Annotated in this window: 5 protein-coding genes; 1 reads left to right on the top strand and 4 read right to left on the bottom strand. The window is 75.5% G+C overall.

Annotation, left to right across the window (positions count from 1 at the left end; genetic code table 11):
- Window positions 1-62: 62 nt before the first annotated feature.
- From OG956_RS39135 to OG956_RS39145, 3 genes are all read right to left on the bottom strand, one after another.
- Window positions 63-5360, bottom strand: a complete 5298-nt coding sequence (locus tag OG956_RS39135; protein WP_330343116.1) for an amino acid adenylation domain-containing protein — start codon at window positions 5358-5360, stop codon at window positions 63-65.
- Window positions 5361-5626: 266 nt separating this feature from the next.
- Window positions 5627-8509, bottom strand: coding sequence for a helix-turn-helix transcriptional regulator (locus OG956_RS39140; protein ID WP_330343117.1), 2883 nt, complete (start codon window positions 8507-8509; stop codon window positions 5627-5629).
- A 171-nt stretch (window positions 8510-8680) separates the two neighbouring features.
- Entirely contained in the window at window positions 8681-8998 is a 318-nt protein-coding gene (locus OG956_RS39145; protein WP_330343118.1) for a hypothetical protein, read from the bottom strand.
- A gap of 404 nt (window positions 8999-9402) precedes the next feature.
- Between OG956_RS39145 and OG956_RS39150 the strand changes: the two genes are divergently transcribed.
- Complete coding sequence (locus OG956_RS39150; protein WP_330343119.1) at window positions 9403-10629, top strand: aminotransferase class V-fold PLP-dependent enzyme; 1227 nt, start codon at window positions 9403-9405, stop codon at window positions 10627-10629.
- Window positions 10630-10742: 113 nt separating this feature from the next.
- Here OG956_RS39150 and OG956_RS39155 read toward each other — a convergent pair whose 3' ends face one another.
- Window positions 10743-11492 carry a thioesterase II family protein gene (locus tag OG956_RS39155; protein WP_330343120.1) on the bottom strand — a complete coding sequence of 250 codons (750 nt, stop codon included), beginning with the start codon at window positions 11490-11492 and terminating at the stop codon, window positions 10743-10745.
- Window positions 11493-11558: the final 66 nt, after the last annotated feature.

Here is an 11558-nt window from a genome sequence, read left to right on the forward strand (position 1 = left end):
GATCCTCCGGGAGAACGCGTCGTCGGTGGCTTGTGGGGGTGCTCGCGGGAACGGCCGCCGGCCTAGAAGGGGTCGCCGAGGTGGTCGTTGATGTGGTCGAGGCACAGCTCGTAGATGTCCTCGGCGTGGGTCTCGTACCAGCCCTCGGGGACGACGGCCGTCGCGGGCCACAGGGCACGGTGGCCGGTGGCGTCGGCGACGACGACGAAGGTGGCGAACTCGTCGGCGAAGGGGTCGTCGTGGGCCGGGCCGTCCAGCACCCGCAGGTTGCCGTCCTCGTCCAGGCGGGCGGCGCGGCCGGTGCGCCACATGCGGGCGGTGGTGCCGTCGGGGCCGCCGAAGGGGTCGGGCAGGAACCGTTCACCGCTGGCCCCGGGCGCCCCGGCGTAGCCCTGCGCGACGCCCGCGCCCGCGATGTACAGGGACCCGGTCTCGCCCGGGGCCACCGGCCGCAGCAGCGGGTCGAGGAGGTAGGCGCGGTAGCCGGGGGCGGGCCGGGCCGGGGTGCCGGGCGCCTGCTGCACGACGAGCCTGCCCTCGGCCCAGCCGCCGCTGACGGTCAGTTCGGCGCCCTCGGTCCGGGCGAGCGACACCAGCGCGCACAGCACGTCGTCGGAACCGCCCAGCACCACCCGGGCCGCCTGCTGGCGCAGCCAGCCCAGCACCTCGTGCGGCACGTCCTGGCTGAGCGAGCCGTCCGGCACGTGCACGCGGGCGCCGCAGGCCAGGGCGCTCAGCAGCCCGATCGCCGCGTCCCCGTCCGGGTAGCCGCGCACCAGCCAAGCCGCGTCGGCGGGTGCGGCCAGCGTCGCCGCGGTGACCGCCTCGCTGCCCACCGCGACCGTGCCGTCCTCGCCGGGCACCAGCAGCAGCGGGTCACCGGCGCGCAGCGGCCGGGACCGGTCGGCGTCGGTCACCGGCCAGTGCCCGGCCGGCGGCAGCCGGTCGGCGGCGCCGTCCTGGACCAGCCGGGCCGCGCCCGGCACGGCGGGCAGCAGCAGGTCGGCGGTCTCGTCGAGCAGCAGCACCGCCGGGCGCAGTGACTCGGCGAGGTCCAGCGACGGGTCGGCCGGCAGCAGCGCGGCACCCGTCTTCGCCACGGCGAGCGCGGCCACCGCGAAACCGGCCGGCGAGGACAGGGCGGTGAGCACGCAACCGCCGGGGCCCGCCTTGTGCTCGATGAGGGCGTGCGCCAAGAGGTCGGAACGGGCGTCGAGTTCGGCGTAGGTGAGGCCGGTCAGCGCGAGCGCCTCGGGGGCCCGCGCCACCTGGGCCGCGAACAGCGCGGCCACGTCCTGCTCCGCGAGCCGCACCTGCGCACCCGCCCACACCCCGCTGCCGGCGGCCGGGCCGCCGGGCAGCAGCCGCAGCCGGCTGAGCCGGGTCGCGGGCGCCTCGAGGGCCGACCGCAGTACGGCGGTGAGCTGGCCGGTGAGGGAGGCGGCGGCCGTCTCGCCGACCGTCTCGTGCCGGAAGACGGCGGAGACGGTGATGCCTGCCGGGGCGCCCGCGGGGCTCTGCCGCTCCGTCAGCGTCAGCCCCAGGTCGGCGGCCGGGGCCGGCGGCGTGCAGTGCTCGGCCTGCACGGACAGCCCGGCCGCCTCGAACCGGCCCGCGCAACTCTGGAGCACGGTCAGCGCGACCCCGCCGGGCAGCGCCGCCAGGGCCGCCTCGCCGTCCCGGTAGGCGGCCAGGTCCCGTTCGCGGACCCGGCGCAGCAGCTCGGTGAAGGCAGGGTCGCCGGAGGTGTCCACCGTGAGGGCCAGGATCCGGCCGTAGGGGCCGACGGCCTCGCGCAGCCCGGCGGTGTCCCGGGCGGGGACCGGGGCGGCCACGGTGACCTCGCCGGATGCGCCGAGCCGGGTCAGCAGGGCGGCGAGCGCGGCGTGCACCACCATGAACAGGGTGGTGCCGTGCTCGGCGGCGAACCGGGTGAGCCGGGCGTGCAGTTCCTCGTCCAGCTGGGTCTCCAGGGCGCCGTGGCAGGCGTGGCCGGCCTGCGGCGTGCTGCCCGGCAGCGGGGTGGCCGGGACGTCCCCGAAGACGGTGCGGGGGGCCGCGTCCAGCCCGGCGGGGGAACGGTGCGGGGTGTCACCGGTGGCCCGCGCCCCGTAGGCCCGGGCGAGTTCGGCGGCCAGCGGCAGGTGGGACCACTGGTCGACGGAGGCGGCGGGCAGGGCCAGTTCCAGCAGGTGGTCGTCGGCGGCGAGGGCGCGCAGCCGGGTGCCGGCCGAGCCGAGCCGGGAGTTGCGCAGCGCCTCGTGGCGCCGGCCGAGGTCCTCAAGGGCCGCCTGCAGGGCGCGGGTGTCCAGCGCACCGCGCAGCCGCAGCGAGAACTGCGCGCTGTCGCCGGCCGTGGCGCCCGGCCCGGTCGCCACGGCGGGGGCGTCGCCGACGAGCGCGGCGAACGCGGCCGGGGTCGGCGCCTCGTACAGTGCCCGGCTGCCCGGGTCGGCGCCCAGCGTCTCGCGGGCCCTGGACAGCAGCCGGGCCGCCGCCAGGGAGTGGCCGCCGATGCGGAAGAAGTCGGAGTCGGCGTGCACCTTGTGCCGGGGCAGGCCCACCACCTCGGCGAACAGGTCACGGACGATCTCCTGGATCGGCGTGCCGGGCTCGGTGCCGGGACCCTCGGCGGTGAAGGCCGGGGCAGGCAGGGCCTTGCGGTCCACCTTGCCGTTGGCGTTCAGCGGCAGGGCGTCCAGGGTCATCAGCGCGGACGGGATCATGTAGTCCGGCAGGCGCTCCTGGAGGTGGGTGCGCAGGGCGACTTCCAGGTCGACGGTGCGCTCGAAGGCGGTCGGGGTGTTGGCACAGCCCGCCGCGTCGACGACGGGTGCCGCGTACACGCCGGTGAGCGGGCCGGCGGGGATCTGCTCGGGGTCGAGGAAGACGATGTCGAGGAGTTCGGGGCTCTCGCCCCAGGTGGGCAGGGCCCGGTAGCCGAGGCGTTCGGCGGCCTCGCACAGCGCCTCCGGGTCGGGGGCGGGCGCGTCCTGCGGCGCGAGGTCGAGGCTCTCGCGGGGGTCGTAGAGGGACTGCATGGCGGCGTACTCGTCGTGCACCCGGCGGTTGGGCAGCGCGGCCAGGCGCAGCACCGCGGGCCGCCGCGCGCTCAGCCGGTCCTCGACCTCGGCGGCGCTGGAGACCTGCTCCCCCCAGCGGACGGCGGGCGCGGCGGTGAGGTCGGCGACGGGTTCGGCCGTGGAGAGCACCGCCTCGTAGCGGTAGCGGGTCAGCTCGTTGTGGTGGATGCCGCGCTTGGCACGCACGTCGACCGCCCGCACGGCGGGCAGCTCCCGGGCGAGGGTGTCGAACAGGGCGGGGGAGAGCAGCAGTTCGGTCTCCCGGTCGACCTGCTGGTCGATGGTGCGGCGCAGCGCCTCGCGGTCGCCCTGGGCGGCGCCGGGCCGGGCCAGCGCGATGCCGGTCTGGAAGCAGCGGGCGAGGTCGAGGTTGCGCAGGTCGCCGAGGAGCATCGAGCCGCCCGGGGCGAGCAGCGGCAGGGCCCGCTCGATGACGGTGCGCAGGTAGGCGGGTCCGGGGAAGTACTGGATCACCGAGTTGACGACGATCGCGTCGAAGCGGCCGGCGGACAGGCCGCCGGTGTCCTCGGCGCCCCGGCAGTCGAGCCGGACCTTCTCCTTCAGGACCGGGTCGGCCTCCACCTGCGCGGTGAGCGCATCGATGACAGCGGGGGAGAAGTCGGTGGCCCAGTACTCGTGGACCTCCTCGTCGCGGGCGAGGTGGGCCATCAGCAGTCCGGTGCCCACCCCGATCTCCAGCACCCGGCGGCGCGGCAGCTCGCGGATCCGGTCGAGGGTGGCGTCCTGCCACTCCCGCATGTGCTCCAGCGGGATCGGCAGGGCGTCGTAACTGCTGTTCCAGCCGGTGAAGTTGTCGCCCAGTCCGGCGGCAGCGGCGTCGTCGTAGAGCGCCTCGTAGATCTCCTTCCACTCGGTGATCTGCGCGTTCTCCTCGGCGGCCGCCGCGGCCTCGGCGGCCGGGACGACGTGTGCGACCAGGCGCTTGTCCCCGTCCTCGCCCTCGTGCAGGGACACCGCGGCGGCGGACACGGCCGGGTGGGCGGTCAGTACCGACTCGATCTCGCCGAGTTCGATACGGAAGCCGCGCAGCTTGATCTGGTCGTCCGCCCGGCCGACGAACTCCAGCGCGCCGTCCTCGCCCAGCCGCACCAGGTCGCCGGTGCGGTACAGCGCGCCGCCGGTGCCGGTGAAGCGGTCCGCGACGAAACGCTGCGCGGTCAGTTCGGGCCGGTGCAGATAGCCGGTGGCCACGCCCGGCCCGCCGAGCAGGAGTTCACCGGTGCCGCCCGGGGCGACCGGGGTGTCGTCGGCGTCGACGACGACGGCCGTGGTGGCGCCGATCGGGCGGCCGATCGGGATCGTACGGTCGCCCTCGGCGGGTTCGGCGACCTGGTGCCAGGTGGCGAAGGTGGTGGTCTCGGTCGGCCCGTACACGTGCAGCAGCCGCTCGGGCGCGCCGGCCGCGAACACCTCGCGCACCCGGCGCGGGTCGCAGGCCTCGCCGCCGAACAGGACGGTGCGAAGCGGCGCGAAGGCGGCCGGCCGCTCCCGTGCGAGCAGGTTGAACAGGGCGGTCGTCAGGAAGATCACGGAGATGCCGTGGGCGCGGACCGCGTCCTGGAAGCGGCCCGGGTCGGTGACGGTGTCCTTGGCGAGGCCGACCAGCCGGGCGCCCGCGGTGAGTGTCGTCCACACCTCGAAGGTGACCGCGTCGAAGGCCGGGTTGGCGGCCTGGGCCACCACGTCGGCGGGGGTCAGCCGCAGGTAGTCGGTGGACTGTACGAAGTCGAGCACGGCCCGGTGCGGTACGACGACGCCCTTGGGGGTGCCGGTGGTGCCGGAGGTGTAGCAGACGTAGACGGCGTCGTCCGCTCCGGCCGTCTCCTCGGGCAGCGCGCCGGAGCGCCGGGCGATCTCGGGGGCCTCGGCGTCCAGGGCGACGACCACGGCGTCCAGGCCGGCGTAGTCCGCGGCGTCCGCGCCCTCGGTCAGCACCGCGGCGGCCGCGCTGTCGCGCGCGATCAGCCGGCGCCGTTCGGCCGGGTTGGCCGGGTCGACCGGGACGTAGGCGGCGCCGGCCCGCACGATGCCGAGGAACGCGGTGACCATCTCCGGGCCCGGCCGCAGCGAGGTCAGCACGCGGTCGCCGTGGCCGATGCCGCGGGCGCGCAGGTGAGCGGCGAGGCGGTTGGCCGCGCGGCTCAGCTCCCGGTAGGTGAGGCGGCCGCCGCGGCCGTCGGTGTGCTCGGGGTAGTCGACCGCGATCGCGTCGGGCCGCTCGTGGACCTGCTGCTCGATGAGGCCGGAGATGGACATCAGCACTCGCTCCTTACGACAGCGCCTTCCGGCTTGGCAAAACGTTGCCTGAATGCTGGCAATGCCGTCTTGAAGGGGTGTCTCGGAACGGTCGAGCTGTGCTGGAGTCGCAGGTGGCGGAGGTGAATTGTTGCCAGGACGAGGGGCGAGGAGTTGCCAACGGGGTCCGGGTGCCCGGCATGCGAAAAGCGGCTGTGGCGCGGAGGAGAGGTCCTCCGCGCCACAGCCGCTCGGGCGAAAGGCAGGCGGCCGGGGCCGCCCGGTGGTCAGCCGTGCACGGGCGCGGCGGAGGCCGGCCGCGCGGGCAGCTCCGCCCGGCCCGAGACACCCAGCTTGCGGTAGACGCGCGTCAGATGCTGCTCGACCGTGCTGACCGTCACCCCGAGCCGGGCCGCGACACCACGGTTGGTCAGCCCCTCCGCCGCCAGCGCCGCCACCCGCCGCTCGGCGTCGGTCAGCGGCACGTCGCCGGTGGTGAGCACGGCGGCCGGACGGCCGGAGCCGGGCACCAGCTCCTCCCGCAGACCCACCGCACCCATCTGCTGGGCCAGGTTCCACGCGGCCCGCACGGTGGCTGCCCCCTGCGAGGGGCGGTCGTCGGCGTGCAGGGCGTGTCCTAGGTCGGCCAGGGAGCGGGCGGTCTCCAGCCGGTCGCCCGAGCGCCGCAGCAGTTCGACGGACTCGCGCAGCAGGGCGGTGCGCCGACCGGGGGCACCCGTCGCGGCCAGCAGACGCAGCGAGATCCCCCGCACCCACGGGTGTGTCGCGTCCGGCAGGGCGAGCTGCTCCTCGGCCAGCGCCCGGGCCCGCCCGAGCCGGCCCGTCCGCAGCAGCGCCTGCGCCGCGTCCGTGCGCCACGCCAGCAGGGCCGGCCGGTCCGCGCGCCACGACTGCAGCACCCGGCCCGCCTTGCGGAAGTCGGCGAGCGCGAGGTGCGGCTGCCCCAGGGACAACTGGTGCAGCCCGCGGGCCCGCAGATAGCGCAGGCCGTACAGGCTCGTCAGCGCCTGACGGGTCACCGGGTACCGGACGTGCCGGGCCGCCTCGTCGTGGCGGCCGAGCGCGACGCAGGCCTGGACGAGCACGGCGGCCGGGCCGTAGTGGAACGTCCCGCCACCGGTCGTCGGCAGCGCGTCGAACGCCGCCGTCGCGTGCTCACGGGCTCCGGAGGCGTCCCCCACCCGCAGCAGAGCCTCCGCGTGCAGGTCCGCGCAGACGGCGCGCCAGCCGGGTGCTCCGCTCCGTTCCGCCTGGGCGAGCAGCCGTCCGCTCGCGACGACCGCCCGCTCGGGCCGGTCCGAACACAACAGCGCGCGCACGGCGTTGACGAGCGGGGCGAAGGCGGCGTCCGTCAGCGGCACCGTCCGCAGCAGCGTCTCGCAGTCGGCGGACCGGATGTCGAGCAGCGCTTCGAGGGGCGAACCGGGGGCACGGCCCTCGGCACCCGGGCCGCCCGTCCGGTGCAGCAGGGCGGCGGCCTCCGGGACCCGGCCCTGGGCGAGCAGCATCGCGGCGGGTGCCGAGGGGTCCCAGCCGGCCGGGCGCGCCGAACGGGGCCCCGTGACCAGCGCGGTCAGCCGCTGCTCCGCCGCCTCCGGATGCCGGCGCGCGGCCAGCTGCGCGAACCGCAGCGCGACACCGGCACGCTCGGCCTCGTCGGGGCAGACGTGGTGCGCGAGGACGAGGAGACGCTCGGCGTCTTCGGCGGCATGGGACACGTCGGGGACTTCCGCGGTCCGGGGACGGCCGGCGACGGCACGGACGAAGGGGGCGTCCGCAGGAGGGAAATCGGCCGGGCAGGGGATGTGGGCGGTGGTCTGCGGGGTGCGGGGGGCGTCCGGCAGGGCTTCGTTCCGCAGGGTGGTGCGAGGGATCGCGAGGATGGCGATCTGGGGGAGGCCGGTGGGCCGGCGGGTGCTCCGGGGCGCGGGGAGGGCCTCGGCCGGGTGGGTGGCCCGGGTCGGGTGCGCGAGGGACGGGCGCGGCGCCAGCAGGGCCTCCGCCGTCCGGACGAGCAGGGTGAAGTCCTCGGGACCCACGGGGACGCGTACGCCGTCCGACTGCGGGGCGAGCAGGTGGTCGGCCACCACCCCGGCCGGCGCACCCGCCGCGCTCAGTGCCCGGGCGGCCATCCGGTGCAGGTCCACGCGGACGCGCGGGGAGGTCTCGGCGAGCACGGCGGCGGCGACGGACGGGTGCCGGAACCGGAGGCCGTCGAGCACCCCGCAGGCACGCAGCGCGTCCGGCGCGCCGCCGGTGCCCCGGGACCGCGGTGGGCGATCGGTGCCGAGGAGGTCCAGCATGCGGTCGACCAGCGGCTCGGTGGCGTGGCCGGCCAGCGTCGCCACCGCGCGGGCGACCGCCCGGCCGCCCGGTCCGCTGCGGTGCACGCAGGCGAGGACGGCGTCGGCGAACGGGCCGTCGGGTGTCGGCCCCCCGGGCGGTACGGCGGCGCTGACGCCGTCCTCCTGGAGCAGGGCACGCAGCAGGAGCGGGTTTCCTCCGGTGACGGAGTGCAGTTCGCCGGGAGTACGGCCGGGGCGGCCCGGGGCCGGCCACCGCAGGGGCGGGGTCGCGGCGGCCTGTGCCGTCTCCTGCGGGGTGAGCAGGCCGAGCCGGATGCGGCGGACGTACGGCAGCCGGAGCAACTCCGGTGTGAAAAGCGGCTCCTGAGCGGGGTCGGCGTAGGCGGCGACGGTGGCGACCACCAGCACCGGGGCCGGGCGGAGGTGCCGTACCAGGTGGCGCAGACAGTGCAGGGACTGCGGGTCGGTGTGCTGGACGTCGTCCAGGCACAGCACCACCGGCCCGTCGAGGGCGAGGCCGCACAACTCCGTGCGGAACGCCCGCATCGCCTCCTCCGACGGCACGGCGTCGTCGGCTCCGGTGCGGGCGAGGGCGAACGCCGGGCCGCTGCAGACCAGTTGGCGCAGCACGCCGAGGGGTACCCGGCGCTCCTGCTCGGTGGCGGCGGCGGTGAGGACCAGCGCGCCGGCCGCTGCGGCCCGTTCGGACACGGCGTCCAGGAGGTGGCTCTTGCCGCAGCCGGCCGGGCCCTCGATCAGTACCGCCCGGGAACGCCCCACCGCGCAGGTGGTGAGGACCGTCTGCAGAGCACCGGCCACCGATGTTCTTTCCGCCTCCGTCATGAATCCGCCCCTTCACCGCGGCCGCGCTGGTCCGGGTCAGGATCGAAGCCGCACCTCTAAGAGAGGTGGAGCGGGGACGGAGGTGACACCGGCTCGCGGAACGCCGAAGCCCCCGCGGCGGCACGGCGGCCGGCGGGGGCGTCACGGGACGGGCGCCAAGGCCCTGGCCTGTCAGACGGAGGCGGTCTTCGGCCAGTCGATGGCGGGCTTGGCGGTGGCGGCGGCGGTGGGGGCGACGGGCCAGTCGATGCTCGGGCGGGCGGCGGCGGTCGTGGCGGAGGCGGTCTTCGGCCAGTCGATGCCCGTGTTGGCGGCGGCGGCGGTGGTAGCGGGGGCGACGGGCCAGTCGATGCTCGGGCGGGCGGCGGCGGTCGTGGCCGGGGCGGCCGGCCAGTCGATGCCGGTGGCGGCCGTGGCGACACCCGCGGTGGAGAAGGCGGCGGCGGCGACGGCGGCGGCGACGGTGGCGATCCGGGCGATGCGGTTCATGGCGGGCTCCTCGGTGTCAATTCCGTGTTCGTTGCTTGGCAACCTCTTGCCAAGAAGATTGGCAAGAGGATCTCGGGAATTGCTCGGGAATTGGTCGATTTCTGCTCAAGATGGCCGCCAGAAACGCCCCAAGAGGCCCGCCTCGACAGGTTAGTTGCCACCAAAAATGTGCTCTGAGCTGCCGATTCGTCGCGTCTTGGCAGAACTGGAGACGCTCTGGCAACGCTTGGCAATTCCTCGTGAAGCAAGCCGGAAACGGCCCCGGTTTCCTTGCCTGCCGGCCCCCGACTTGAGTCGCGCCTGAGCCGATGCCCCCCGATGTTGCCAACTCCCTCCGCGTGCAGGCAAGGTGTTGCCAACCATTCGGCAATAAATTGCCTCAGTCACGGGGGGAGGCCCCGGAAGTGAACGCGACGTCTCACGGTGACCGAAGGGTCCACCTGAACACGGCCGGTGTGGGCCGCATGTCCGCCGCCGTACGCGCGGTCCTCACCGAATGGACGCGCCACGAGGACCGGTACGGGCCGTACGAGCTGGAGGAGCGCCTGGAAGACGTCCTCCACCGGGAGATCCACGAGCGACTGGCCGTGCTGCTGGGCGCACCGCCCGGCGACACCGTCCTGTGCACCGGCGCCGCCGACGCCTTCGCCGCGCTTGTGTCGCGGCTGCCGCTCGGCCACCGCGACCGCGTCTGGACGACTCCCTACGAGTCGGCCGCCAACCTCACCGCCCTCTTCGCCCTGCGCGACCGCACCCGCTGCCGGCTGGACGTCGTACCGCTGCGCGGCGACGGCGACCTGGACCTGGAGTGGATGGCACAGCACATCGGCGACGACGTCGCCCTGGTGTGCGTTCCGTACGTGCCCTCGGGCTGCGGCATCATCAACCCCGTCGAGGAGGTGGGGCGGATCCTCGCCCCGTACCGGGGCCTGTACGCCGTCGACGCCTCGTACGCCGTCGGCCAGCTCCCCGTGGACGTCACCCGCATCGGCTGCCAGCTGCTCACCGGGGACGGCTGGAGGTTCCTGCGGGGCCCGCAGTCCGTCGGATTCGCCTATGCGGCACCACAGCTGCGGCAGGCCCTGGCGCCGTACGGCGTCGTACCCCTGCTTCCCCCGGACGGCGCGCGCGTCGCCGCGCTGAACACGGCCCTGGCCGAGCACGCCGCGGCGGCCCCGTACCAGGACCTCGGCCCCGCCCTGCGCGCCGCCGTGGAGCAGGCACCCGGCACCGAACTGATCGCCCCCGGGCGGGCCCAGTCCGCCATGCTCGCCTTCCGGCACGCCGAAGTGCCCGCCGCACTCCTGCGCCGGCGCCTCGCCGAGCGCGGCGTCGTGGTCTGGAAGACCGTGGGACAGCAGACGCCGCTGTTCCTGCCCGCACGCGGGGTCACCACGGCCCTGCGCGCCTCGGTGCACGGCGACAACAGCGTGCAGGACGTGGACCGGTTCGCCGTGGCCCTGCGGGAGGTCGTCGAGCGGGAGCGGAGCCATGGGCCGGCCCGTCCTCGTCCGCCGCGTCCGCTGGCGGCCGTACCGGACCGGCCGGGCCGGGACACCTTCCCGGCGCGCACCGGGGCACCCCGCCCGCGTCGCGCCGCCCGGCACCTGACGCTGGTCCCGGTGTCCTGAGCGCAGGCCGCACCAGGACATGCGAAACCCAGGTCACGGACGGGGGATGGCGTGACCTGGGTTCGCGGTTCGGGGGGCCGGGGGAGGGGCTGACCGCTCCTCCCCCGGTGGTCTCACCTCATGTGGTCCCGCAGGGCGGCGATCACCTCGGCGGCCTGGTTGTTGAGGTAGAAGTGGCCGCCGGGGAACACCCGGAGGTCGAAGGGGCCCGAGGTGTGGTGGCCCCACGCGCGCGCCTCGTCGAGGGTGACCTGCGGGTCGTCGTCCCCGGTGAGGGCGAGGACCGGGCAGGACAGCCTCGGCCCCTCCGTCCAGCGGTAGGTCTCCGCGGCCCGGTAGTCGGCGCGCACGGCCGGCAGGATCATGCGCAGGATCTCGGGGTCGCCGAGGACCTGGGTGTCGGTGCCGCTGAGCCGGGTGATGTCCGCGATCAGCCCGTCGTCGTCCTTCAGGTGCACCCGCTCGTCCCGTGTGGTGGACGGCGCGCGCCGGCCCGAGGCGAACAGCCCGTGCAGCACGGTGCCGCGCTCCTCCAGACGGGAGGCCACCTCGAACGCCAGCGACGCTCCCATGCTGTGCCCGAAGAACGTCACGGGCCGGTCGCACCACGGGCGGATCTCGTCCACCAGCGCGTCGGCGAGCCCGGCAATGCTGTCGACGCACGGTTCGTGGCGCCGGTCCTGCCGGCCCGGGTACTGGATCGCCAGCACGTCGACGTGCGGCGAGAGGGTGCGGGAGACCGGGAAGTAGAAGGAGGCCGAGCCGCCCGCGTGCGGGAAGCACACCAGGCGGTGCCCGGCCTTCGGGGCGGGATGGAAGCGCCGTATCCACGCGCCGGTCTCGACAGTCGTCTCCGTGGTCACGTCAGGCCCCCATCTGCGGCGGTGCGGCGGTTCGGTCCATGAGAGGTACTCCTGTACTCCTGTGCT

The organism is Streptomyces sp. NBC_00557 (assembly GCF_036345995.1).
GTDB lineage: Bacteria > Actinomycetota > Actinomycetes > Streptomycetales > Streptomycetaceae > Streptomyces.

Excerpts from the sequence above, each read along its gene's own strand:
- OG956_RS39135 (WP_330343116.1), bottom strand. The coding sequence starts at position 5,360 with ATGTCCATCTCCGGCCTCATCGAGCAGCAGGTCCACGAGCGGCCCGAC.
- OG956_RS39140 (WP_330343117.1), bottom strand. The coding sequence starts at position 8,509 with ATGACGGAGGCGGAAAGAACATCGGTGGCCGGTGCTCTGCAGACGGTC.
- OG956_RS39145 (WP_330343118.1), bottom strand. The coding sequence starts at position 8,998 with ATGAACCGCATCGCCCGGATCGCCACCGTCGCCGCCGCCGTCGCCGCC.